Genomic DNA, 24,528 nt, shown 5'->3' with positions numbered 1-24,528 from the left:
TGGGAATGACCTTTGCGTTTGTAGGGTTCGCGATGGACAAGATACTGAACCCGAAACTGAAGACGAGGTAAAGAAAATGGAGAAAATACTGAGAGTGGATAACCTGAAGCTTTACTACTACACGAGCAAGGGAGTAGTTAAGGCCGTAGACGATGTAAGCTTCAGTCTGAAGAAGGGAGAGACGCTCGGACTGGTGGGCGAGTCGGGATGTGGAAAGACCACCACGGGCTTCGCCCTTCTCAAGATGCCGACGCCTCCTGGCAGGATAGTCGGAGGAAAGATAGAGGTAGACGGACTTGACATAACGCCGCTTAGCGAGAGCGAGATGAGGAAGAACGTTCGCTGGGAGAAGATATCCATGGTCTTCCAGGGAGCGATGAACACGCTCACGCCCGTTTACACCATAGGCAAACAGATGATGGAGACTCTCCAGGAGCACAGGCAGATGGAGAGAGAGCAAGCAAGGAAGAGGATAGAGAAGTACCTCAACCTGGTAGGTCTATCCGGAGAAGTGGTGAAGAGATACCCTCACGAACTGTCCGGAGGAATGAAACAGAGGATAGCGATAGCGACCGCACTCTTCCTGGAGCCGAGGGTGATCATCTGCGACGAACCGACGACGGCGCTGGACGTGATAGTGCAGGCGCAGATAATCAACCTTCTGAAAGACCTGAAGGAGAAGCTCGACCTCTCCTTCATCTTCATAACGCACGACCTGGCTACCGAGGCCGAAGTCTCGGACAGGATAGCGGTGATGTACGCAGGAAAGATAGTCGAGATAGGCAGGAACGGACAGATATACGGAGAAGAGGGACCCTGTCACCCCTACACGAGGAACCTTCTGGCGGCCACACCGAGACTGCACGAAAAGGTGAGCACGCTCTCCTTCATTCCCGGAGCTCCGCCAGACCTTCTGGAGCCGCCGTCCGGCTGCAGGTTCCATCCGAGATGTTCCGTTGCGATGGAGAAGTGCGCGCAGGAAGAACCGCCCCTGATAGAGATAGAAGAGGAACACATGGTTGCCTGCTGGAGGTGTGAGAAGAGATGAGCGAGAAGATAATAGAAGTGAAAGACCTCCAGAAATGGTTTCCGCTCAGGAGAAACATAGGAGAGTTCTTCAGGGGAGAGCACAGGTATGTGAAGGCGGTAGATGGAGTGAGCTTCTCGATAAAGAGGGGCGAGATATTCGGACTGGTGGGCGAGTCCGGCTGTGGAAAGACGACGACTGGCAAGCTGATAATGAAACTGCTCGAACCGACAGGAGGGGTGATGCTCCTGGACGGAAAAGACGTAACGCACATAGAGAAAGAAGAACTGAAGAAGTACAGGAGAAACGTGCAGATGATCTTTCAGGACCCGTACGCCTCGATGAACCCGCGGTTCAAGGTAAGAGACGTGATGGAAGAGCCACTCATCATACACAGACTGGGTCAGGACAGGGACGAAAGGCTGAAGATGATAGAGAAGGCTCTGAAGGAAGTGAAGCTGAACCCGCCCGAGGAGTTCCTGGTGAGATACCCGCACATGCTCTCTGGAGGACAGAGGCAGAGGGCAGCGACGGCGAGGACACTGCTGCTCAACCCGCAGTTGCTGGTGGCGGACGAGCCTGTCTCGATGATAGACCTCTCGACGAGGGCCGAGATACTGCACATGATGAAGGAAGTGCAGAGGGATCTGGGGCTGACGTACCTGTACATAACGCACGACCTGTCGACGGCGAGATACTTCACCGACAGGATAGCGGTGATGTACCTTGGAAAGATAATAGAGATGGGAGAGCCCGACGACGTGATAGACAGGCCGGTGCATCCATACACGAGAGCGCTGATAGCTGCTGTGTGCGAGCCTGTGGCCGGAAAGGTTAACAAGGCGAAGATAGTGCCGATAAAGGGAGAGATCCCCTCTGCCGCGAACATACCGCAGGGCTGCAGGTTCCATCCGAGGTGTCCTTACGCGGTTGACGAATGCAGGGAGAAGGAAGAGCCTAAGCTGGAAGAGAGAGAGAATGGACACTACCACGCCTGCAGAAGGTGGAAGGAAGTCCAGGAGACGTCTATTTAACTAACTAGAGCCGTAGATTGCACCAAAATCTTGTGATAATGACTTGAAATACAAAAATGCCACTTAAAGCACAACAGACGACATGATTAGAATAAAGGGTCAGGGTTCGCAGAGGAGAGGGAGACCTCTCCTCTCGTTTTCAAGGTTGTGCAAAACCCGGGCCTCGATTATCTCGAACAAGGCCGATCCAATTGTTTACGGTCTGGGAGCCTTAACCACCAGGACTCTGAGAGTTTCGCTCCCGGTGTTTTTTATACCGTGTGGAATCATTTTCGGACTGTCTATGACATCGTTCCTCGAAACTTCGTAGCTTTCCTCCCCTATGGTTATAACGCCTTTGCCTTCCAGGACAAGCATGAACACATCGACGGGTGTTTTGTGGGAGGGCAGTTCGGTATCTTTTTCTATATCTATGACCGCGGCGTGTGCCGACTCTTTGCTGTAGATAACTCTACCCTTAAGCCCCGGTTTGTCAAGAATCAACTTCCCGCCGTTGATACTGCTCCTGTACATGATCATCACCTCCAATGTTTGTCAATATAAATACTAATCCATCTGGCGAGAGAGGTCGGTAACATATGTTACGGTCATCGTATTGGAAAACCCTTAATTGAGGGGTGAGTTTGGAAATCCCAACCGATGCTGTAATATAGAATAATATGGGTATATATCGATCTGGAGGTGAACAGGTTGATCCATAAAATAGGAAGAGATAGGGCAATATACGAGATGTCTCCCGCTAACGGTCCGGCCATCGAAGTCTCTCCGGGAGATACGATAATCGTCGAGACCGAAGATTGTTTCAGTCACGCAATTGTCTCGGAACTTCAGACGGTGGGCAGCGACTTCGATTTCTCTCACATAAATCCGGCAACAGGACCGATCGGTGTCAGGGGAGCCTTGCCCGGCGATACTTTGATCGTGAATATAGAGAGCATAGAAGTCGATGAAAAGGGAGTTGTGGAAACCTGCCCCGGTTGGGGACCAATTGGGGAGATCGTTCGCGAGTGCGTCACCGAGATGGTGGCGATTCGTGACGACCACGCCTCTTTCAGAGGTACCCGCTTAGCGATTAAACCTATGATAGGCGTCATAGGGACAGCGCCCGCAAAGGAATCGATATCTTGCGGAACGCCCGGCTTTCACGGAGGCAATCTCGATACCAACGATATATGCGCCGGATCGAAGGTCTTTCTCCCGGTCTTTGTGGAAGGGGCCAACCTCGCGCTCGGCGATGTGCACGCCAGGATGGGCAACGGAGAGATCTGTGGAACGGGAATAGAGATAAGAGCGACCGTCAGGATAAGCGTCAAGCTGGATAGAAGTTCTATCGACGGCCCGATGGTTGAAAACGATAACGCTTTCTATATGCTTTACAGTGCAAAGACCTTCGACGATGCAACCAGGGGAGCAGTTGAAAGAGCCGTCCGCTTCATAGCCGACAGGAAATCGATTCCACAGCCGGTGGCGTACATGCTGGCCAGCGTAACGTGCGATCTCACGGTTAGCCAGATCGTCAACCCGCTAGTTACTGTTCGCGTAAAGATACCAAAAGAGATACTTTGAATGGCACTGAGCTCTCTACTGCTTAAGTTGAGAAAGCTGCTTCCCCTGCTTGGGGTGGCCCTGTTCTTGGTTTCCGTGGCGGTTCTGATAAGAGAACTGGGTAGATACACCATAAGCGACATAGCCGACAAGGTCGGCGCCATCCCCCTGTCCAGGTTTCTGACGGCCGTAATGTTGACATTCCTCGCTTATGCGAACCTGACACTGTACGATTTGATCTCTTCGCTTCATCTGGGCGTGAAAAAGGGTTACGGCAGGACGGCTCTGGTTTCCTTCATCGCTTATACCTTCAGCAAGAACATCGGTTTTACCTTTCTGTCTGGCACCAGCGTAAGATTCAGAATGTACGGAAAGTGGAAAGTTGGTTCCGGGAAGATCCTCGGAATAATCGTATTGAATTACCTGACTTTCTGGCTAGGTTTCTTCGCGCTCTCTGGAGTTGTCTTCACTCTCTGGTATCCGCGAATGCAGACGGTGATACGGATGCCTTTCAGCTCGCTTCAGATCTTTGGAGCTATCGCGATGGCGATTTACTGTCTTTATCTTTTTATGGTGATTATCAGAAAAAAGCCGTTCAGATTCAGAAACTTCAGATTCTCTCTACCGGGCAAGGCTTTCACATTCTCACAGACGGCGATTTCCACGGTGGACTGGCTTCTGTCGGCAGGGGTCCTTTACTTTCTCCTCCCTCCAGCCCAATATGTACCGATCCTGGCTGTTTTTCTGCTTTCACAGTTCGCCGGTCTTTCCAGCCAGGTACCCGGAGGACTAGGCATCTTCGAAGCTATGACCCTGGTTATTCTTTCGCCTTTAATAGAGGCCGATGTGCTGATCGCCGCTCTTTTACTGTACAGAGTGATTTTCTATCTGATCCCCTTTCTGGTCGCCCTGATACTGTTTGGTCTGGAAGAGTTTCTCTGGAGCCGCCTCATGCGTCAATGAATGAAGGGTTAGACTAAAGCGCTTTGTCTGTTATAAGAGTCAGGAGTGCCTTCACCATCGATTCGGCCGTCGATCTCACAACCTCGAGGTCGACATCTGGGGACAGGGCGGGGGATGTAACTATCAAATTCTCGTCGTCTATAAGGACTTCTCCTTCCTGGCAATCGTGGTGGCTAAATCCTGCCCTCTCTATCGCGATCCTGCCCTCCTCCGATTGACCGGTGGCGGTTATCTTCAGACTTTCAACAAAGTTCTCCAGCGATTTGGCCAGCAGAACCACCGCTCCGCACATGGCCCCGACAGGTTTGCCAGATAGATGAGTATTCACTATTATCCTCTGAACAACGCTATTGACGCGAAATTCCAGTTCTTCGCTCATAAAGGTCGATAGATTCTTCAACACTCCCTTACCACCTGGAATTACCAGTATATCGAAATCAACGTTTTCGACGCCGTCCAGGTTGACAATACCTCCGCAGGCCAGCCGCGCCGACTCGATGAGCATGTTCCTCTTCTGCCCGCTCGTCTGTGTACTGCCTTCCAGATGGTTTACAACTTCGAACTGATCCTTGTCTATAGACATGCATATAGTCTCGACCCCGGCTCTATCGAGTGCAAGAAACAGCATCACCGCCTCGGCTATATCGGTTCCATCTTTCCCGCCGCACCCCGAGAGTATAACTCCCGCTCTGCACATATAGCACCTCCTGTCCATTTCGGATAGGGATCTCAAATAACCGGTTTCATACTTTCTTCATCTTTGCCAGAACTCTCCTGCGTGTGAAAACCGACAGCACGGCCGCCACGGCCGTCGAAGAAAGCGATATCAGCACCGCGATCCATATTCCAGGACTGCCTGGTGCACCGCCCATGATCATTGTTATCGGCATTATAGATCCAAAGCTCAGACCCATACAGATTATCTGGTTAAGTAACACAAACTTAGTTCGCATGAAGGCATTCGGGTTATCCATACGATCGGGAGGACTCTCGAGAACTCCCTTTATACCGAGTAAAGAGGAAGTCACGTATAGTACGAAGACGATCGGAACAACTGCAAGATACAAAAACGTAGTGTGCTTCACGAGAATGCTTGTCAGAAGAACTCCAGTGAAAAGAAGTATGCCGAGCAAAACGGGCAGGATAGTCTTGATGAACACTATCCTTTCCAGCGAAAGCGGGAGAGCCTTGGTAGTTTCGATGAAGGGATATTCCCGTCCCATGAGAAAGGCCGACTGGATCGTGGTGAAAATCGTGCTGATGAGAACCATCGTGAAGATGGAAGTCGTGAGGTCCTCCGATATCAAGCCGAAGATCAAACCGAAGATCACCGGATAAAAAAGATAGTAGATGAGCTGTTCGTAACGCCTGTATATCTTTAATTCCCTACGGATCAGCGCGCTGCCGCGTTTCTCGCTGAACACGACACGTCTTTCCCTACTCCGGGAATAGGACAAGGGCTCGAATTTGAGCGAGCCGGCTATCCTGTAGAAGATGGCGCCGAAAACCGGGATCATCACAACGCTGAGAAGAAGAAAGAGTGGTTCGCCCGATGCTCTGACGCTCCAGGTGAAGAGGTTCACGGGATTGGCCAGTATCTCCCAGGCGCCAGTCAGTTTCTGGAGATACACCGGTATATTGTCGGGGTTCCTTGGGACGAGCTGTACTATTATAAAAAACATGAATCCACTGATTATCTGCACCACGAACATCAGCTTCCTCGCCGCGGCTCTGGACATGAATCTGCCGAAGGCGACGGAAATGATCGAGGCTAGAAGGACCGTATCGATTAGCAGAGCCAGGAGCGCAAGGATTCCGACGATTGGTCTGGAATCGGCCCTCAGGTGGTACGAAAGAGCGATCCCGAGAAAGACTGAAAGCGTCAACCCCTGATAGACCGTGGAGATTGCTATCTGGTAGATAGCTATGCTTGTCCTCCTGACGGGCAAAACCAGCAGCATATCGATCTCGCTGTTTCTTATGAAGAGATACGAAGTGGTTGCGGAGAAAGACATTATAAAGAACAGACCGGAAACGGTGAGAAAAAAGCCGGCCATAACAGTTGCGATCGGAGTGCCATCGATTTCGACACCCCGTATCGAGCCAAATACGTTCCACAGAAAGATACCGATCATGCATGTGAAAATGAGAAAAACCATGAGTTGAGGTGAAAAGCCGCCTCTGGTTCCGTTCTTGTTCGGGAAGATGAACAGCTTGTACTTGAAAAGAAGTTTAAGATCGTTCAAGCCACTCACCCCCTCATAAGGCGTTCACTATGTCCTGTATATCTTCGTTCTCTCCGGTTAGCTGAAGGAAGATGTCTTCGAGGCTTTCTCTCTCGCCTGCGCCCATGGATTTGCGCATCTCTTCCATAGTTCCCTGAGATATGAGCCTTCCCTTGTTGATGATCCCGATTCTGTCGCACATTTTTTCGGCGATCTCGAGAACATGCGTGGTCATGAAGATCGTGGAGCCCTCGTTTTTGTATTTTTCCAGAAGCATTTTCAATATTTTAGCGCTCCTGGCGTCGAGACCGACGGTCGGTTCATCGAGAAATATGACTTCCGGTCTTCTCATGAGGACGGAAATAACCATTATCTTCTGCTTCATGCCGTGAGACATCTCGGAAATCATCTTCCCAAGATAATCGACTCCAAAAGCCTCGCACAGTTCGCCGACTCTCTTCATGGCCTCTCCCTTTTTCGCTGGAAAAATATCCATTATGAATTCGAGAAACTCCATTCCGGTGAAGTACGAGTAGATTCTGGGCTCGTCGGGAACGACTCCTATCCTGCTCTTGATCTGGAGTTCGTTCGCTGCGAAGTTCATGCCGAGTATCTCCACCTCTCCTGAGGTCGGTTTCAAAGTTCCGGTCAACATCCTGATCGTAGTCGTTTTTCCGGCCCCGTTGGGACCGAGAAACCCGTATATCTCTCCGGCTTTCACCTGGAGATCAAGATTATCGACAACTGTTGTCACATCAAAAGTTTTGGTTAATTTCCTGCAGATAATCACAGTCGTTCCCTCCATCGTTCTGAAATTCACTCAAACTACATCAAAGTCTCCGACCTCTGTATATTCTACGTCGTCCGGTCGTAGTTGTGTTCTATCCCGGGAGGTCTAGACAGAAACGAGAATCTTTCAAACAACCCCTTTCAACTCTACCACAGATGATATAATATCCAGAGTTTGCGAGGTGTTGAATGATAAAGCTGGTCTCCTTCGCCACGCTGACTGCAGTCGTGGTAGTCCTGTTTCTTGGTATAGATGGTCTCTATTTCGAACCGTCTCCGGGATCCTTTCTCAGCGAGGATGATCCCGAGCTGATGGCTTTTAGCCGTGTCGCGCGGGAGTTTGGAGACACGGGAACGGTGATGGTGGTGCTGAACTCGTCCGGTCTCTCGCTCGAGAAGTTGAAAGAGGTCACTCAAAAGATCGACGGACTCGACTGGGTAAACGCCGTAGCCTCCGTGTTCGATGCCGTCAAGCTGGGAAAGCTAAACCTCCTGACGTTGCAGATCCCCAGAACGGAATATGTCTCCCAGTCAGACGGAAAACTGGTTCTGGATATGGATATTCTAGATGATCCCTTCTACAGAGACCTGATCATATCTTCAGACGGCGACTATTACGGCATTCTGATAACCGTTGCGAGCGGAAATGAATTCAAGAGCGGTTCGAATATACTCTCGCTGAAAGCTACTTTGAAAGAACTGGGTATAAAAGAATACAGATTGATAGGCGAGAGCGTAGCCAATTCGACGACCTTCAGGTCGATAATGGACCTGACCTTCGTCTATCCACCGTTCATCTTTCTAGCGATCTTCACAGTTTACATAGTCAAATTCAGAAGGATCTCGCTTGCCCTCCTCACGCTCGTTCCCCCTGCCGGCGCCGCCGTTCTGGTGGTCGGTATAATGGGATTGATCAACACGCAGATCAACAGCCTCACCGTGATGATACCGTCTTTCATTGTGATAATCGGAAGCGCCTACGGCATGCACTTTCTATCGAGATTCCAGGAGAACTGCGCCACACAAGAAAATCCTATAAGGCGGACCATTCACGAAGAGAGGGTGCCGATACTTTTTTCTGCCCTCACAACGATGGCCGGCTTCTCTTCATACATCCTCCTGGATATGCGGGCGTTCCGCGATATGGGGATGCTGGTCTGCGTAGGTATCTTCTCCTCGGCCGTTTTCACCTTGAGCATACTTCCCGGACTGGTATCGCCGCAAAGGTGCGCCAAAGTCTCTCTCACGTCGGCACCGGTGCAGATTCCGCCGAGGATCAGAAAGACTTTGCTATGGGTGGTTGTAGTCATGTGCGCGGCCTCCCCGGTACTGATAATGACTATCCCCATGAGCATAGACCAGTATGCCTTCTTCAAAGAGAATTCTGAGATCCGCCAGAACGCAGAGAAGATGAAAGAGGCCTTTGGCTGGTTAACCAACTACACGCTTATGATCACACCCAAAGGCGGCGGGAAACTGGCCATAACCGGAGAGCAGGCAAGTCAACTGGTCGATTTCCAGAAAGAACTGGAAGCGCTGGAGGGTATATCCAAAGTACTCAGCCCTGTCGATATCTCCCGACAGACCAACATCCCACTGCCTTTACTTATAAGGGTTCTGGACAACACCGGCGTTCTAGGAAGCGCGACCTCGCTTATGATAAGCCAAAGAGCCATGAGGATAAACCTCTTTTCTCCGACCAGCGACAGCCTCAGCGCGGAGAAACTTAAGGACTCTGTGAAAGAGCTGATCGCGAGGTACCCGCTTCTCAACGAAAAATTCGATTTCACCCTCGCCGGTACGACATTGATATGGAAGAGCGTTAACTCGTCGGTGGTGTCCAACCAGATACAGAGCCTGGTGGTCTCTTTCGCACTAATACTCCTTTTGCTTTTCACGATCTTCAAAAGCGTAAAATCCACTTTTATCGCCACTATACCTATCGCGCTGACCACTCTTTTCAACTTCATCTTCATGGCCCTATTCAGAATAAGCCTGAGCATCTCAACGGCCCTTATTTCCGGGATGCTCATGGGTTTGGTGATCGATTACGCGATACACTTCACCATATGGCTCCGAAGATTCGGAGATCCCGAGAGAGCCTATCATCAGACGGCGGCTGCCATATTCACCAACGGATTGAGCCTAATCGCCGGCTTCTCCGTTCTTTTACTGACCCCACTGCTTCTGTACGTGGATGTTGCCAAATTGATGGTGAGCGGACTGGCGGTGGGGATGACATTCACTCTGATTCTCCTCCCGGAGATAGCGGCGAGGCGATGGAAAAAAGACAAACTGCAAGGTGACGCTTAATTCAGGCCCGATGGCCGGTGTCGGAGAGTCCTATGAAGGCGCTGGTAACTCTTTTGCCCGATCGAATAAGCGAAATGGTTCACCTGATATGGCACGAGCTGGAGAGAGATTTCAATTTCCGCTCCGTGCTGGTAACTCCCTATCCCCACTTCACATACTGCGTCGTCGAGGATTCCACCGAAGGGCTCTACGAAAAAATCGAAGCGACTATTGAAAGCGTCGATCCCTTCACCGTCAGGACAGAGTACCTGGGCGTTTTTTCCGGAGAGAGCCCGGTGGTCTATATAGGTATAGCCCGAATTCCCGAATTATCCCGTTTTCACGATGCGCTGTGGAGAAGGTTTTTCGGTCCTGAAAGAGATGCTCAAGATCTGTACGGAATTGCGCACTGGATACCCCATATAACGCTGATTTTCGGCAGGGACCTCAACCGGGAAAACTTCTGCCCGGCGATGGAGAGACTCGTCTTCCGCGATTTTCACCGGGAATTCGAAGTCAACAATCTGGCGATTCTGAGCGGATCGCTCGAAGGTGGCATCGAGATCGAAAAGATATTCTATTTTCGAGGAAAACATACCCTGGACCGATAACTTATCCAATCGCCGGTCGTGTTAACCTGTGTCATCATTTGTTATCATTAGAAATAGGAAGGAGGTATCTTGATGCGAAAATTGAACTGGAGGGAAATCGATCTCAAAGTCACTTTGCCAAGAAAGGTGAAGTCAACTAAATCCATAGATGGACTGGAAGAGTTCATAGGACAGGAGCGCGCTATAAAGGCGCTGGAAACGGGACTTAAGATAAAGGCCAGGGGATACAACATCTTTGTGTCGGGATCGACCAACACCGGAAGAAGGACCTTCGTGAGCCGTTACTTGAAGAAAAAAGCCGAGGGTGGCGAAACGCCCGGCGACTGGATATATGTCTATAACTTCGACGATCCCAGATCGCCCAACTCGATCCCCCTGAAGGCTGGAATGGGGAAGAGCTTTCAGAAAGAAATGGGAGAATTCGTCGAAATAACTATAAACGCGATAAGCGAGAGTTTTCAGAGCGAGGACTACCAGCAGAAAATGTCGGCCATACAGAGCGAGCAAGCGGAAAACCGGTCGAATTTGCTGAAAGAACTCATAGACAAAGCCAGAGAGAGGGATTTCACGGTGCAGATAAATCAGACCGGGGTGGCCACGATCCCCCTCTGGAACGGAAAGCCCTTGACGCAGGAGATATACGAGGCTCTGCCGGAAGAGTACCAGAAGACGATCAGCAAAAAGGGCGAAGAAGTTAGAGAGCTGGTTAACTCCTACATCCTGAGAATTAGCAAAATGGAGAAGGAATACGGAGAGAAGTTCAAAGAGCTGAACCGGGATGTGGCGTCTTTCGCGTTGGAAGGGCACATCAAGGAGATGAAAGATAAATTCAGCGAGAACAAAGAGGCCATAGAGTTCCTCGATAACCTGCGGAGCGATCTTCTGGACAATCTCGGCGTTTTCTTCAGCCAGGAGATAGACGCCAAGAATTTCTTCGGAAAGAGATATGCCATAAACCTCTTCGTTGACAACTCCGGCATAAATGGCAAGCCTATCGTCGAGGTGACGAACGCGAATTACTCCAGTCTCTTCGGAAGGATAGAGTACCTGGCCAAGATGGGGATGCTTGACACTGACCACTCGATGATCCGTTCCGGAGCGATACATCGTTCCAACGGAGGCTTCCTTGTGCTAGATGCCAAGAGTGTTTTGAGCGAACCGTACGTCTGGCAGACGCTGAAGCAGCTTCTCTTCTCCGGTTCGGAAGTGATCGAGAACCTGGAACACAAAGTCGGATTGCTCTCGACGGTTAGCCTGAAGCCCGAACCGATTCCTCTGGACATGAAGATCATAATGATAGGAGAGCCCTGGATCTACAGCATGTTGAGCACCATGGACACGGATTTCAAGAAGCTGTTCAAGATAAAGGCCGAATTCGACTGGGAGATGCGACTCGACGGTGACACGGTCGGGAAACTCTGTCGGTTGATCTGTTCTATCGCACGCGATAATTCGCTCATGGATTTCGACAGGGATGCGGTCAGGGAAGTTATAAAGAAAGCGATAATACTATCGGGAAACAGGAAAAAGGTTTCAACCCAGTTCGGAGCCCTGAAACAGCTTCTACTCGAAAGTTCGGCCGTTGTGGAGATTAACGGCGGAGAGATGGTCTCGGCTGAAGACGTTTCTCGGGCCTGGGAAGAGATGAAGACAAGAGTTTCTCTGTACCAGGATAAGGTGAAGGAGATGTTCGCCGACTCCACGCTTCTCGTTCAAACCGAAGGCGAGCTGATCGGAGAGATAAATGGTTTGACGGTGGTACAGACTGAAGATATATCGTTCGGAATACCGGTCAAAATAACCGCCAAGGTCGGTCCGGGGAACAGTGGCATAGTGGACATTCAGAAAGAATCGGAATTGAGCGGCAATATCCACGACAAGGCCAGCCTCACAATTCAGGGGTACATGAACTCGAAATATGCGCGGGAATTTCCCCTCAGCCTGAACGGCTCGATCAGCTTCGAGCAGGTATACTCGATGGTCGAGGGCGACAGTGCTTCCGTGGCCGAAACCGTCGCCTTCCTCTCGGCGATTGCTGAAGCTCCCATAAAACAATCTATAGCCGTTACAGGCTCGATAAATCAGAGCGGAAGAGTTCAGCCAGTCGGAGGCGTTCAGTTCAAAGTGGAAGGTTTTTACGAACTCTGCAAATTGAAGGGTCTCAACGGAAAGCAGGGCGTGGTGATACCCGACACAAACTTCGACAATCTCGTTTTGCCCGACGAGATCGTTCTGGCCATAAAAAACGGCAGGTTCAACATCTGGACTGTTGAAACCGTTGATGAGGCTATCGAACTTTTGACCGGCCTGAAAGCGGGCCAGCCCGACGGAGATGGTAAATACCCCGAAGGCACGTTCAACAACCTGGTTCTTCAGAGGCTGGAGAGATTCTACGAAATCTCGATGCAGGAGAAGAAATAACGACAGGGCTAGGAACGAGAAGAGCATTAGGAGCCGTCCAGCCCCTAGTCCAAGAGCGTGAACCCGTTCTTCGAAAGAGCGGTTCGCCGTTCCGACGCTGTGCGTCCAGGTTCTTGGTTGGTTAAGGAACGCGAGAAGAGGAGAGAGAAAGAGAGAGGAGAGAGGGCGAGACACCTTCTCGTGAGTGAAGCGAACTCTCGAATGCACTCTTTCTCGTGATTTATGCAATAACCTACCACATAATTTTGTAGACAGTACTATCCCCCTATTTTAATTATAGGTCATATTAACTCCCGATGTGTTACTGGCCTTAATTCAAGGCTCTCAGCAATGATAGAGTTTATTTAGTTTGTGATCCGAATCGAATCTGTTCGCCTGTTTTCAAAAGTTCATTACCCATTATTCTTAATACTATTAATGGCCGGTTTTTACCGACCAGATTTTTTGTGTTTTTCTGGAGGTGTAAAATGTCAAGTAGTTCCAGATTTCCAAGGAGCAGTATTGGAAAGTCTAATCCGCTCTTTTCTCAGACCAGGACTACCGTCGAGACTGCCTTTTACGGCAACAACGTTTCGACGGTGATTTCACCCTGCGAAGCTTACAAACTGGCGAAGAGTTCGCCCGGCACGATCGTGACCGACATGCCCGTCTATAAACCGGAAAAACTCGGTCTCGAACCCGACTCGAAGGTACTTATATTCAACGATGGCGCCGTTACAGGTCGCTGCGCTTCTGCAAGACGGATACTCGGTGAACCGGGAGTGAGCGAGGCGGAGTATGGTGCGAAAATAAGAGAGGCTGTGTACAGCACCAGAAAGAAGAAGATGTACCATGCGCAGGGTTATATCGGTCTCGACCGTGATTTCATGATCAAAGCACATCTCCTCATTCCCGAGAACCACGAAAATATCATGTACAACTGGCTTTTGAATTTCCAGCCGATGAACGAGTTCTATAACGAGATGTACGAGAATTCGAAAAAGTACGAGGGTGAGGGCGAGATATTCGTCTTCTCCGATCCCGACTGGCAGCATCCGGAGCATCCCCTCGGGCTCAGCTTTTTCGATCCCGAACACAACTGCGCCGCGATACTCGGTATGCGCTATTTCGGCGAATTCAAGAAAGGGACTCTGACACTGGCCTGGGGTTGCGCCAACAGACACGGCTTCGCGGCCTGTCACGGAGGTCAAAAGAGGTACAATTTACCCGATAGAAAATACGTTGCAGGCTTCTTCGGGCTCTCCGGATCGGGCAAATCGACACTGACCCATGCCAAGCACGGGGGGAAGTACGATGTAACCATTCTTCATGACGACGCGTTCGTTATCTCCTCGGAAAACGGCTCCTCGGCAGCACTCGAGCCTTCGTATTTCGACAAGACCTCAGATTATCCCCTTTGCAGTGATGACAACAAGTACCTTCTCTCCGTTCAAAACGTCGGGGCAACGCAGGACGAAAACGGTAATATAGTGATTGTTTCCGAGGATATACGCAACGGAAATGGCAGGGCCATAAAATCCAGGTTGTGGTCCCCCAACAGGGTCGATAGATTCGATGAACCGGTCGATACTATCGTATGGCTCATGAAGGATCCGTCGATACCACCCGTGGTAAAAATCGAGGATCCCGTACTTTCTTCGGCAATGGGGGCCACGTTGGCCACCAAAAGGACCTCGGCCGAGAGGCTCGCTCCCGGGGTAGATCCCAACGCTCTGGTTATAGAGCCTTACGCCAACCCATTCAGAACATACCCTCTATCGGATGATTTCAAAAGGTTCCTCGAGTTATTCCAGAAGAGAAACATCGATTGCTATATATTCAACACCGGACATTTCAGGGAGAGGAAGATTCCCAAAGAGTTGACCCTCAATATACTGGAGAATATAGTCGAGGGCAAGGCCCGGTTCAAGAAATGGGAACCTTTCGAAGAGCTGGAGATAATGGAACTGGAAGGCTTCACTCCGGATGCCAACGACGGAGATTACATGAAACTTCTTAGAGACAGACTGGTTGACAGATTCAACTTCATAAAGAGCCGTGAAAGCGAAAGGGGTGGCTTCGATAGATTGCCCCCCGAGGCCATTGAAGTCTTCGCAAAGCTCATCGAAAGGCTCAGATAGGGACAGCACATAGCAATAAAGGCCGCCTTCGGGCGGCCTTTTTGTTATCCTTTGCTAATGATCTGACCTTGGTTGACAATTGTATCTAATGTAGAATATTGTTTGTACGGTAAAAATCCACTCTTTCGAAGCGGGCGAGTGGCGCGCAACAAAATCTATTAGATTGAAGAAGGTTCTATATGACCGTTCCCGTAGTTCTTGAAGAGTTTATAAATAGATTCAAAGGCTGGATTTCCGGTTCCGGCGATCTGACGGAGCTGGTGGGAGCTTTCTCTTCGCTCTCGACTTACACGATCATAGCTTTCGTGGCGATAGGCCTTTCGCTTCTGATATTCGGCAAGAAACTCTTCGCGGTTTTCTACGCCGTCCTCTGGACAGTCATAGGATCTCATGTCGGTTATCTCTGGGGACAGGGAATGGAGACGCTGTACACGATCGAGCTTATGATCCTTATCGGGGTCCTTCTACCGCTGGTGGCGATCAAGGCTAGAGAAATATTCGTCTTTACGATGGTTCTATTCGGAACGGGGTTTTTCGCAACGTATATCGCCCAGAGCCTCGGTACCTTTCAGAGTCTGACGATTCTCGATCCGCCGTTCGTCCTGGCGGGCTGTCTTCTCGGCTGGCTGGCGGTGAGGTTCATGGATTACGTGATGATAGTATCCACCTCGCTGATCGGAGCCTTCCTGTTGATGCTCGCGGTGAGTTATTTTTTCAGAGATATCACCGACCTTTTGACCATGCTCCTTGTCTTTCTTGCAACGTCTCTGTTCGGGATATTCCTTCAAATGGACGTATATCTGAAAAACAAAAAGAGCAGTAAGAAAAAGAAAAACAGATCGAAAGGAGCAAAGAGATGATAAGAATAATCCTTTCCGACCGGATGGAAGAGAACTGCTATCTGGTCGAAGACGAAAACGGGATAGTCGTTATCGATCCGGGAATAGGAGCAGCCGACCGGATAATCGATCTTGTGGGAGATACAAAACTCTCGATCCTTATAACTCATGGACATGCCGATCACATCTTCGATATCGACAGACTGAAAGGCGATAACATCTTCGTCCATCCGCTCGACAGAGAGAGACTCCTCGACGCTGAAAAGAGCCTTCTGAATTTCTTTGGAAGGGGTCCCCTTAAGATAGACGAATCGACCATCGTGGATTGCTCGCAAATCGGCGGAAAGTGGAGAGTGCTACACACTCCCGGACACACCCCCGGCTCGTGCTGTTATCTGTACGACGACAGAATACTTTTCACCGGAGATACAGTCTTCATGCAGTCCGTAGGCAGAACCGATCTTCCTGGCGGCTCCGAAGAGACGATGATCGGCAGCCTACACCTGCTTAAAGAGATCTTCGAGAACGGACCGGATCTGAAGGTCTTTCCCGGTCACGGTCCCGGGACAGACGCCCGTGAAATTCTGACCGACAATCCTTTCTTCAGATAGATCCGGGCCTCTTGAAGTTCTTGGTCTTCAATTCCTGAAGCTCTCTCTCTTTCTTCTTCCAGTATCTCCTGTTGAAAAGACCGGTTTCTACGGGACTCTCCTGGAGCAGAGAAGCCATTTTTTTCGCGAGTTTCCAGCCCGTGTCGAAGGCCTGGGCGGTGATCTCGCGGTGCTCCAGGGAGTCTTTGTGCAGGATCAACTCCTCTTCGAACGGCAAACAGTACTGCTCCCACAACTGTCTGGCTTTCTCATAGCGGGTCGTCGCCAGACGATGGAAGATCTCCCAGTTGCCCCAGTGATTGAGTGCGTCGGCCTCCTTCTCGAAGGGCAGGGTCGAGGAATTGGAGTCGAACCAGACGGGTTTGTAGAAAGAAAGGCAAGGCGCGCTGGTATTGGTTACCCAGACATCGATTTTCTCACCGAGAACCACGACCATAGAGCCGGTGGTCTGTGAATTCACCAATCCGGTACCGGAGTGCATACAGACGTTCTTCATGGAACCGAAAAACCTCGATCCGCCGTGATCCCTGAGCATTTCGAAGGCCCTTTTCAGATCTACATCTTTCTCTCCCAGAAGATTCATCGTTCGGCTCCGGCGAGCCTCTCCACCGGAGAGCCATGAAAAGAGCTTCTTCTCGTAGCATTTCTTGAAACGGAACTCTTCGGCCTTTTTACACCAGCCCTTTTCCAGTGCGTTGCTCGCGGTTTCCGGATGCTGCAATTCCCCGGGACCTGCGATCGTCAGACAGTTCGAGATCGACGCTCGATCCTTCACTCGATCGGCGGTCCAGTATCTGTCGGAAGTTTCCAGAACCCACGCGTTTTCCCTGTCGGCCACTATGTAGGAGTTGTGGTAGAAGATCGTCTTCGTGTAACCCGCACTCTCGCCCTGGCCGTACTTCTGTATGAGATCGGTGATAACGGTTACGGCCTGTTCGGCGCTTTCCGATCTTTCCAGGGCAATCCTGAGAATATCCATCCCCAGCAACCCCTGCCTGCTGACCATCTCCCTTGTGAAGACTGCTTCGTTGCCGATCGCTACGCCGTTTTCGTTCACCCCCATCTCGCCGCCCCACATCCATGAGGGCTTGGAGATGAGCACCGCGTAGGTTTTCTCGACCTGTTTTATCTTCTGCGAGGTGGTGTAGAGCTCCTTGCCGCTGTATTCCGTCCGGGGATAGAAGAAGGCGTATTGAGGTTCGTTCGGCTCTCTATCGCTGTTTTTGGCGAAAATCGTTCTGCCGTCAGGCGTGGAGCTTCCCAGAGCCACAAAGGTATCACACATCTAACTCTCCTTTCAAGGGTTCTTGAAAGCGTACCTGATCTGACCGAAAAACTCGTGGAGCGCCGCAAGATTTGCGTTCAAAGCGTCTCTCGAAGGAAGAATATCCACAAATCCAAAGTCCGTATGGTCATACAGGTAATCGGTTGGGTATGGCGTAACGATCAGGCCGAATTCCTCGAAGGACTTCACGGCCCTCTTCATATGTACGGCCGAAGTGACGAGGACCACATTCTTCCAGCCGCTTTGTGAGCATAGTCTGGCGGTGTATTCCGCGTTCTCCCAGGTGTTTCTCGCCTGCGGTTCCACCAGAATCCTGGAGGTGCCAACTCCCTGTCCGAGCAACCAGTCCCTCATCAGTTCGGCCACCGGCAGAGTGTTTCTTCCGGGTACGAAAGATCCGGTTACTACTATGGGCAGTTTAGTCTGAAGATGGAGGTTCAAAGCCGCACTCAGCCTGGCCACACTGTGATTGTCCAGCACCTGACCGACCGGAGTTATGATCACTCCGCTGCTGAGAACAACTATAACCTGGCCGCTCACCGATTTTGGTAACTGATACTCTTTTTCTAGCGGCCGCAGATAGAGGTACGTTCCCAGCCCTGTTGAAAGAAGATATCCAAAGAAAGAGAGAATCAGCAGAACTATTCCACCGGCTCTTATCCCGCGAGCATCCTTTTTCCTCAGAAGAGTAAGCGCTAAAATCAGCAGAATTAGGATAACAAGGCCGGGCGGTGTCAGTATAGAAGAAAGTATCTTCTCGAGATAAAACAATCTCATCACCCCCGCTTTCCTGAGCTCCTTCCTCCGGTAAGTGCCATCATGCCCTGCAAGTTGTCGGTTATCACAATATCGATTTCGCCCTTCAACTTGAGAAATAAATCAGGATCGTCCAGAGTCCATAGAGCGACGGCAATTCCCGTCTTTCGAAGGAATCTTATGAATTCCATACCGTTTTTAAAACCCACTTCCTCGAACATCTGAACCGGAAGATTCATCGAATAAGGCTTATAGACGGACAACAACTCCCCGAAATAAGCCAGAGGATCTTTACCCCTGGCATCTTCCCCGATCAGCAGACCGATCTTCGCATCGCCGCACTGTTTGCGGATTTCCAGCAAGCAACCGTGGTGGAACGATGAAAAGAGCGTTCTATCGAGAGCGTTGAAGCTCCGTACCAGCGGAACCGCCAGAGGAGCGGCCAGAGGATCCTTTATCTCGATATTGATAAAGGCCGTGTCCGGAAGCTCCAGATAGACCTTCTCGAGAGTCGTCAACTTCTCCGGGTAAAACAGACCTTTCTTTTTCAATAATCTGTAAGTACTTTCCGGAACTGTAATATCTACACCGAGGGTTCTCTTGAGATCGCGGTCGTGCGTCACCACCAATACCCCGTCTCTGGTCGGGTGAACATCGAGCTCTACGCCGTCGGCGCCTATCTGAACTGCCCTCACCAGCGAGAGAAGAGAGTTCTCCCCGTCTCCTGTGCCCATTCCCCTGTGTCCCAGCAAGAGTGGTCTCTTTTCCATGTATTCTTTGCCCCCCAGTGATCGGGAGTAGAGATTGCGTTCGTTTTCAACTGCATCCCTATTCCGGCAAATCTTTATACAGACAATTATAGCAGCTTATTTTGTTTGTTCGGGAGTATGCATCGGTATGCTGGCCTTCTTCCTCAGAGCCGGAATACTTATAATTGTAATGCTCAGTAAATGGAGGCGATATCTTGGAAAGAATCGTAGAACATCCTCTTCTCAAATTCGAAAGAGGTGAAAAGATCGTTTTTTATTTTGAAGACGTGCAAATGCAGGCATACGAAGGCGAGACAATAGCGGCCGCCCTTCACGCAAACGGCGTGAGAATGTTGCGAATTACGCCCAAAGGTTCAAGACCTCAGGGACTGTTCTGCGCAATCGGTAAGTGTTCTTCATGCCTGATGGAAGTCGATGGAAAAGCGAACGTAAGAACTTGCATCACTCCGGTGAAAGAGGGTATGAGAGTTCGAACGCAGAAAGGCAGAGGTGAGAAAAGTGAATAATCCCGATCTTCTAGTCCTGGGCGGAGGGCCGGCCGGGCTTTGCGGCGCCATAGAAGCGGCTCGTGAAGGGTTGAGAGTGCTGGTGGTGGACGAAGGTATTTCGCCAGGGGGACAGCTGGTGAAACAGACCCATAAATTCTTCGGAAACGAGAACTTCTACGCTTCCACCAGAGGAATGGAAATAGCCGGCAAACTGTTGAAGGAACTTTCTCTTTACCCGCAGGTCATTTTAGCTTGCGAGTCATCGGTCCTTGCCGTCTATCCCGACGGCGTTCCCGTTCTTGACAGGCGAAGCGACAGTACCTATCTCTATAACCCTACGCGACTTCTTGTGGCTACGGGCGCTTCGGAGAAATTTCTGCAGTTCGACAACAACGATCTCCCCGGAGTTTACGGGGCGGGTGCCGTACAGACCCTGATGAATCAGTTCGGAATCCTTCCTGGAAAGAGCGTGCTCATGATCGGTTCGGGCAACATCGGATTGATAATCTCTTACCAGCTGGCCCAGGCAGGAGTCGAAGTAAAAGCGATACTGGAGGCTTCCAGCCGCATAGGCGGTTACCGTGTACACGCGGACAAAGTAAAACGACTGGGCATCCCCGTTCTCCTGAACCATACCATCCTCAAGGCTATCGGGGAGAAGTCCGTGAACGGCGCGCTGATCACGGCCCTCGACGAGCGCTGGAGACCGGTGCCGGGAACGGAGAGAGAAATGGTGATAGACACCGTCTGTATAGCCGTAGGGCTCACACCATCGGCCGAGCTGATGGCTCAGGCAGGAGGCCAGCTGAAATACATACCCGAACTCGGCGGTTACGTTCCCCTGCACGATAGCGATATGAGAACGACGATCGACAGAGTTTTCGTGGCCGGGGATGTCTCTGGTATCGAGGAAGCGACTACCGCGATGATCGAAGGCAGAATCGCCGGTCTTAACATAGTGAAGGATATAAAGGGGAAGTGTAACGAAACGCGACTGGAAGAACTCAAAGAAACCCTGAGCGCGTTCCGGAGCGGACCGACATCTTCGAAGATACGCTCCGGTCTTGAGAAGATGGATTTGGTGACACAACCGGCCAGGTACGTAGAGGGCGAGGTGAACAGGTCCGGGGAGTTCAGGGGAAAGTTGAGACCGATAATCGAATGTTTCGAGGCGATACCGTGCAACCCCTGCGAGACGAGCTGCCCGGTCGGAGCGATAACGGTTGGAGAGAATATAAACGACGTGCCCGTCATAGATTATTCCAGGTGTACGGGCTGTGGAGTCTGCGCTACCAAGTGCCCGGGTCTCGCAATATTCATGTATCAGGAGAGGGAGGACGGAATGGCTCTGGTGGGAATCCCCTACGAGTTTCTCCCCGTTCCCGAGAAGGGCCAGTCGGTTTATGCAACCGGCAGGAGTGGAGAGGTACTCTGCACGGCAAGGGTAGATCGCGTCACCAGGTCGGCAAACAAAACGAACATAGTGTATCTTACCGTTCCAGAAGAACTGGGTAGAGACGTTCGCCACATACATGTGACGAACAGAGAAGAAAGCTCTCTGATCTGTCGCTGCGAAGAGATAACCGTCGAGCAGGTGAAGAAAGCCATAAGAGAGGGATATGTCGATTTCGAAGAGCTGCGAAGGTATCTGAGAGTGAGCATGGGACCGTGCGGCGGCAGAACCTGTCGTCTCAACACGCTCATGATTCTTTCCGGCGAGACGGGAGTGCCTGTAGAAAAATTATCTCCGGGAACCCTGAGGCCGCCGGCGATTCCGGTGAGTTTCGGAGCGATCGAAAGAAATGCGAAGGTCACCCACGAGTGAAGTAGCAGGCTTGGCCCGAAGTTGACTAGCCTGAGTGTTTCGGACACTACGTTATATGAAAGGAGGGAATGTCGCTTTCCGCGAATTAGTTCACGGGTCTCTAAAGTGACTACTTTATGAAAAATAAGGCGTGCGTAACGATAATCGGTGGCGGTGTCGTCGGTTCCGCCACGGCCTATTATCTGGCCAAAAACGGACTTACCGATGTAGTGCTTCTCGAAAGAGATTATCTCTCTTCCGGCTCGACCGGAAGGTGCGGTGGGGGAATCAGGCAGCAGTGGTCGGAAAGAATGAACGTCCGGCTGGCCATGAGAAGCGTCGAACACTTCAAAAACTTCGAAAGGGAAGTCGGACTGAATATCGAATACTTTCAGGGAGGGTACCTGCTTCTAGCGTACACCGAAGAGGAGGAGGCACTCTTTAAGAAGAACGTCGCCATGCAACAGGAAGAGGGACTCGATGTCGTCCTGCTCTCACGGGAAGAGACGGTCCGGAAATTCCCCTTCATGAACCTTGAAGGTCTGAAACTGTCGGCGTACTGTCCTAGCGACGGCCATGCCAATCCCCACCTGACTACCTTCGGCTATGCGAGGGCCGCTGAGAAAATGGGAGTCAACGTACTAACGCATACAGACGCAAAGAGAGTGCTGGTAGAGAACGGCAAAATCAGGACCGTGGTTACTGACAGGGGAGAGATCGAAACGGGAATTGTGGTCAACGCCGCAGGCGGTTATTCCCACCAGGCGGGAGAAATGGTCGGACTAAACCTTCCAACCGAATCCTACAGACACCAGATATTCGTTACCGAACCGCTGGAGCACATTCTAGACCCACTGGTCATAAGCTTCGTGAACAATTTCTATATAAGGCAAACCGGATCGGGAAATTTCATCATGGGACAGGGCGACAGAGACGAGCTTCCGGGACTGGAGATAACACCTACCTGGAAGTTCCTCAAGGAGATGTCTGACAAAATGCCACGGTTCTTTCCGTTCCTGAAGGATGTGAGGATCCTCAGGCACTGGGCCGGACTCTACAACATGTCTCCCGATGCGCAACCGATAATAGGCAGGTCGAACGAAATAGAGGACTTCTACTTTGCAATAGGCTTCTCGGGACACGGTTTCATGCTCGCACCGGCAGTCGGAGAGGCCCTGGCCGAATGGATAGTCTTCGGTGAGCCCAGGAGCGTGGATATATCCAACCTGAGCCTGCAGAGATTCGAGCGTGGTTTCACCAGAGAGAAAAACGTAGTATAGGAAATCATAGGAGGTAAGAAATGCTGGAGGCAACCAATTACATGGTAATACCGCCATTCCGTAACGAGTCTTACATCGACCCCTCCGACCCAGGTATGAGGGAGAAAATGTGGAGGGCTATAGAGTTGCTGAGATCGGAACACAAGGAGTACGATCTCGTGATCGGGGGAGAGTCCATCTCAACCGAAAAGAAGATTCTCTCGCACAACCCGGCAAATCCCGAAGAGATCGTCGGTAGAGTCTCGAAGGCGAACAGGGAGATAGTGGATAAGGCCCTGAAGTGCGCTTACAAAACCTTCGAAAGCTGGAGATTGTTGCCAGCTTTCGAAAGGATAAAACCTTTCCTGAGGGCGGCGGAAATCATGCGCTATAGACGCTTCGAACTCGATGCCACGATGATACTGGAAGTTGGGAAGAGCTGGATAGAGGCCGACGCCGATCTCGCCGAGGCGATAGATTTCCTCGAATTCTACAGCCGTGAGGCGCTGCGTTACGACGAACCTCAACCGGTCGTTCAGGTTCCGGGAGAGTACAATCTATTGCGATACATACCAGTTGGCGTCGGAGCGGTGATTCCGCCCTGGAACTTTCCCTGCGCCATAATGGCCGGCATGACTACGGCCGCGGCCGTTTCCGGGAACTGCGTCCTGCTCAAGCCGGCCTCGGATTCGCCGGTGATCGCCGCAAAATTCGTACAGATACTGAAGGAAGCCGGTCTCCCCGATGGAGTCGTAAACTTCATTCCCGGCTCCGGCGGAGAGATAGGCGATTACATAGTTGAAAATCCGGCCATCCGTTTCGTATCCTTCACCGGATCTAAGGAGGTCGGCCTGAGGATAAACGAACTGGCCGCCAGGCATCGTGCCGGTCAGAAATGGATAAAGAGAGTCGTTCTGGAAATGGGCGGTAAAGACTGCGTCGTCGTTGACGAAACTGCAGATCTCGAGGCCGCTTCGATTGGCGCCGTGGCGAGCGCTTTCGGGTTCCAGGGGCAAAAATGCTCGGCCGGCTCGAGGATAATCGTGGTCGAAGACGTTTACGAAGAGATGGTGGCGAAGATCAAAGAAAAGACCGAGAAATTGACTGTCGGAGAAACCACCGATCCCGACAACCACATGGGTCCGGTAATAAACGAGGACGCCATGAAGAGAATACTCGGCTATATCGATAAAGGAAAGAGCGAGGGAAGACTCCTGACAGGAGGCAAGCCTCTCGGCGGAACGGGCTTCTTCATAGAGCCTACGGTTTTTTTCGACGTGCCACCGGACGCTGTGATTGCGCAGGAGGAGATCTTCGGTCCCGTAACGGCCATTATAAAGGCGAAAGATTTCGAGGATGCGATGAGAATCGCCAACGGAACGGAATACGGACTTACCGGCTCTCTCTACAGCAAGAATAGAGAGCGTATAGAGAGGGCGAAAGCCATTCTCCACGTGGGTAACCTCTACTTCAACAGGAAATGTACCGGTGCCCTGGTGGGAGTGCAACCCTTCGGAGGATTCAACATGTCCGGTACCGACTCCAAGGCCGGCGGTAGAGATTATCTTCTGCTCTTCCTCCAGGGAAAATCGATAAGCGAGAGGATAATCCCCTGATAATCGAGAGTTCGCTCTGCTCACGAGAAGGCGAAAAACAAGAGAGAAAGAGCATCGAGAGTTCGCTCCGCTC

21 protein-coding genes are annotated in these 24,528 nt (G+C 51.0%); 14 read left to right on the top strand and 7 right to left on the bottom strand.

Annotated features, from left to right (window positions below):
• Positions 1-76: 76 nt before the first annotated feature.
• Both PKX57_RS06615 and PKX57_RS06610 read left to right on the top strand, forming a co-directional pair.
• Positions 77-1,048, top strand: coding sequence for an ABC transporter ATP-binding protein (locus tag PKX57_RS06615; RefSeq protein ID WP_472416484.1), 972 nt, complete (start codon positions 77-79; stop codon positions 1,046-1,048).
• Positions 1,045-2,061, top strand: coding sequence for an oligopeptide/dipeptide ABC transporter ATP-binding protein (locus tag PKX57_RS06610; RefSeq protein WP_214048612.1), 1,017 nt, complete (start codon positions 1,045-1,047; stop codon positions 2,059-2,061). Before PKX57_RS06615 ends, PKX57_RS06610 begins: the two co-directional genes overlap by 4 nt.
• A 195-nt stretch (positions 2,062-2,256) precedes the next feature.
• On the opposite strand, the gene PKX57_RS06605 is transcribed toward PKX57_RS06610, so the two are convergent.
• Complete coding sequence (locus tag PKX57_RS06605; RefSeq protein ID WP_472414358.1) at positions 2,257-2,574, bottom strand: cupin domain-containing protein; 318 nt, start codon at positions 2,572-2,574, stop codon at positions 2,257-2,259.
• Between the two features lie 177 nt (positions 2,575-2,751).
• Between PKX57_RS06605 and PKX57_RS06600 the strand changes: the two genes are divergently transcribed.
• Positions 2,752-3,627: an acetamidase/formamidase family protein gene (locus tag PKX57_RS06600; protein ID WP_213922373.1), complete on the top strand. Its 876-nt coding sequence runs from the start codon at positions 2,752-2,754 to the stop codon at positions 3,625-3,627.
• 27 nt (positions 3,628-3,654) lie between these two features.
• Entirely contained in the window at positions 3,655-4,569 is a 915-nt protein-coding gene (locus PKX57_RS06595; RefSeq protein WP_472416482.1) for a lysylphosphatidylglycerol synthase domain-containing protein, read from the top strand.
• Positions 4,570-4,582: 13 nt separating this feature from the next.
• On the opposite strand, the gene elbB is transcribed toward PKX57_RS06595, so the two are convergent.
• The 3 genes from elbB to PKX57_RS06580 are packed head-to-tail and all read right to left on the bottom strand — an operon-like array spanning position 4,583 to position 7,584.
• Positions 4,583-5,266: an isoprenoid biosynthesis glyoxalase ElbB gene (gene elbB, locus PKX57_RS06590; protein ID WP_214075600.1), complete on the bottom strand. Its 684-nt coding sequence runs from the start codon at positions 5,264-5,266 to the stop codon at positions 4,583-4,585.
• Positions 5,267-5,312: 46 nt separating this feature from the next.
• Entirely contained in the window at positions 5,313-6,824 is a 1,512-nt protein-coding gene (locus PKX57_RS06585; RefSeq protein ID WP_472416480.1) for a hypothetical protein, read from the bottom strand.
• A 4-nt stretch (positions 6,825-6,828) separates the two neighbouring features.
• On the bottom strand, positions 6,829-7,584 hold the full coding sequence (locus PKX57_RS06580) for an ABC transporter ATP-binding protein (RefSeq protein WP_472416485.1): 756 nt from the start codon (positions 7,582-7,584) through the stop codon (positions 6,829-6,831).
• A gap of 188 nt (positions 7,585-7,772) precedes the next feature.
• Between PKX57_RS06580 and PKX57_RS06575 the strand changes: the two genes are divergently transcribed.
• From PKX57_RS06575 to PKX57_RS06550, 6 genes are all read left to right on the top strand, one after another.
• Entirely contained in the window at positions 7,773-9,896 is a 2,124-nt protein-coding gene (locus PKX57_RS06575) for an efflux RND transporter permease subunit (protein WP_472416479.1), read from the top strand.
• Positions 9,897-9,928: 32 nt separating this feature from the next.
• Complete coding sequence (locus PKX57_RS06570; RefSeq protein ID WP_472411905.1) at positions 9,929-10,486, top strand: 2'-5' RNA ligase family protein; 558 nt, start codon at positions 9,929-9,931, stop codon at positions 10,484-10,486.
• Positions 10,487-10,558: 72 nt separating this feature from the next.
• Complete coding sequence (locus tag PKX57_RS06565) at positions 10,559-12,907, top strand: Lon protease family protein (protein WP_472416476.1); 2,349 nt, start codon at positions 10,559-10,561, stop codon at positions 12,905-12,907.
• A 467-nt stretch (positions 12,908-13,374) separates the two neighbouring features.
• Positions 13,375-15,027 carry a phosphoenolpyruvate carboxykinase (ATP) gene (locus tag PKX57_RS06560; protein WP_472416474.1) on the top strand — a complete coding sequence of 551 codons (1,653 nt, stop codon included), beginning with the start codon at positions 13,375-13,377 and terminating at the stop codon, positions 15,025-15,027.
• A 179-nt stretch (positions 15,028-15,206) separates the two neighbouring features.
• Positions 15,207-15,887 carry a hypothetical protein gene (locus PKX57_RS06555; RefSeq protein WP_213923043.1) on the top strand — a complete coding sequence of 227 codons (681 nt, stop codon included), beginning with the start codon at positions 15,207-15,209 and terminating at the stop codon, positions 15,885-15,887.
• Positions 15,884-16,477, top strand: a complete 594-nt coding sequence (locus PKX57_RS06550; RefSeq protein WP_470745173.1) for an MBL fold metallo-hydrolase — start codon at positions 15,884-15,886, stop codon at positions 16,475-16,477. Before PKX57_RS06555 ends, PKX57_RS06550 begins: the two co-directional genes overlap by 4 nt.
• Here PKX57_RS06550 and PKX57_RS06545 read toward each other — a convergent pair.
• Genes PKX57_RS06545 through PKX57_RS06535 form a run of 3 tightly spaced genes read right to left on the bottom strand, consistent with a single transcriptional unit; the run spans position 16,470 to position 19,288 of the window.
• A complete protein-coding gene (locus tag PKX57_RS06545; protein ID WP_213923044.1) occupies positions 16,470-17,762 on the bottom strand; it encodes a C69 family dipeptidase in 1,293 nt (430 codons plus the stop codon). The two genes, PKX57_RS06550 and PKX57_RS06545, sit on opposite strands and share 8 nt — an antisense overlap.
• A gap of 12 nt (positions 17,763-17,774) precedes the next feature.
• Positions 17,775-18,539: a YdcF family protein gene (locus PKX57_RS06540; RefSeq protein ID WP_472414054.1), complete on the bottom strand. Its 765-nt coding sequence runs from the start codon at positions 18,537-18,539 to the stop codon at positions 17,775-17,777.
• Entirely contained in the window at positions 18,539-19,288 is a 750-nt protein-coding gene (locus PKX57_RS06535; protein WP_213923046.1) for a glycerophosphodiester phosphodiesterase family protein, read from the bottom strand. The genes PKX57_RS06540 and PKX57_RS06535 overlap by 1 nt, the downstream gene beginning before the upstream one ends.
• Before the next feature lie 194 nt (positions 19,289-19,482).
• On the opposite strand from PKX57_RS06535, the gene PKX57_RS06530 reads away from it, so the two are divergent.
• The 4 genes from PKX57_RS06530 (at position 19,483) to pruA (ending at position 24,455) form a co-directional block, all read left to right on the top strand.
• Positions 19,483-19,794, top strand: a complete 312-nt coding sequence (locus PKX57_RS06530) for a 2Fe-2S iron-sulfur cluster-binding protein (protein WP_214047540.1) — start codon at positions 19,483-19,485, stop codon at positions 19,792-19,794.
• Positions 19,778-21,601, top strand: coding sequence for an FAD-dependent oxidoreductase (locus tag PKX57_RS06525; RefSeq protein WP_472416472.1), 1,824 nt, complete (start codon positions 19,778-19,780; stop codon positions 21,599-21,601). Before PKX57_RS06530 ends, PKX57_RS06525 begins: the two co-directional genes overlap by 17 nt.
• A 116-nt stretch (positions 21,602-21,717) precedes the next feature.
• Positions 21,718-22,860, top strand: coding sequence for an FAD-dependent oxidoreductase (locus PKX57_RS06520; RefSeq protein ID WP_214050396.1), 1,143 nt, complete (start codon positions 21,718-21,720; stop codon positions 22,858-22,860).
• Positions 22,861-22,880: 20 nt separating this feature from the next.
• Complete coding sequence (gene pruA / locus PKX57_RS06515; protein WP_213921618.1) at positions 22,881-24,455, top strand: L-glutamate gamma-semialdehyde dehydrogenase; 1,575 nt, start codon at positions 22,881-22,883, stop codon at positions 24,453-24,455.
• Positions 24,456-24,528: the final 73 nt, after the last annotated feature.

Source organism: Mesotoga sp. (assembly GCF_035363035.1).
GTDB lineage: Bacteria > Thermotogota > Thermotogae > Petrotogales > Kosmotogaceae > Mesotoga.
This window is presented reverse-complemented; position numbering and strand designations above follow the sequence as displayed.

What these genes read in the sequence shown, in the direction of transcription:
- PKX57_RS06540 (WP_472414054.1), bottom strand. Translation starts at nt 18,539, where the DNA reads ATGAGATTGTTTTATCTCGAGAAGATACTTTCTTCTATACTGACACCG.
- PKX57_RS06565 (WP_472416476.1), top strand. Translation starts at nt 10,559, where the DNA reads ATGCGAAAATTGAACTGGAGGGAAATCGATCTCAAAGTCACTTTGCCA.
- PKX57_RS06550 (WP_470745173.1), top strand. Translation starts at nt 15,884, where the DNA reads ATGATAAGAATAATCCTTTCCGACCGGATGGAAGAGAACTGCTATCTG.
- PKX57_RS06545 (WP_213923044.1), bottom strand. Translation starts at nt 17,762, where the DNA reads ATGTGTGATACCTTTGTGGCTCTGGGAAGCTCCACGCCTGACGGCAGA.
- PKX57_RS06605 (WP_472414358.1), bottom strand. Translation starts at nt 2,574, where the DNA reads ATGTACAGGAGCAGTATCAACGGCGGGAAGTTGATTCTTGACAAACCG.
- PKX57_RS06610 (WP_214048612.1), top strand. Translation starts at nt 1,045, where the DNA reads ATGAGCGAGAAGATAATAGAAGTGAAAGACCTCCAGAAATGGTTTCCG.
- PKX57_RS06575 (WP_472416479.1), top strand. Translation starts at nt 7,773, where the DNA reads ATGATAAAGCTGGTCTCCTTCGCCACGCTGACTGCAGTCGTGGTAGTC.
- PKX57_RS06615 (WP_472416484.1), top strand. Translation starts at nt 77, where the DNA reads ATGGAGAAAATACTGAGAGTGGATAACCTGAAGCTTTACTACTACACG.
- PKX57_RS06555 (WP_213923043.1), top strand. Translation starts at nt 15,207, where the DNA reads ATGACCGTTCCCGTAGTTCTTGAAGAGTTTATAAATAGATTCAAAGGC.
- PKX57_RS06570 (WP_472411905.1), top strand. Translation starts at nt 9,929, where the DNA reads ATGAAGGCGCTGGTAACTCTTTTGCCCGATCGAATAAGCGAAATGGTT.
- elbB (WP_214075600.1), bottom strand. Translation starts at nt 5,266, where the DNA reads ATGTGCAGAGCGGGAGTTATACTCTCGGGGTGCGGCGGGAAAGATGGA.
- PKX57_RS06535 (WP_213923046.1), bottom strand. Translation starts at nt 19,288, where the DNA reads ATGGAAAAGAGACCACTCTTGCTGGGACACAGGGGAATGGGCACAGGA.
- PKX57_RS06560 (WP_472416474.1), top strand. Translation starts at nt 13,375, where the DNA reads ATGTCAAGTAGTTCCAGATTTCCAAGGAGCAGTATTGGAAAGTCTAAT.
- PKX57_RS06520 (WP_214050396.1), top strand. Translation starts at nt 21,718, where the DNA reads ATGAAAAATAAGGCGTGCGTAACGATAATCGGTGGCGGTGTCGTCGGT.
- pruA (WP_213921618.1), top strand. Translation starts at nt 22,881, where the DNA reads ATGCTGGAGGCAACCAATTACATGGTAATACCGCCATTCCGTAACGAG.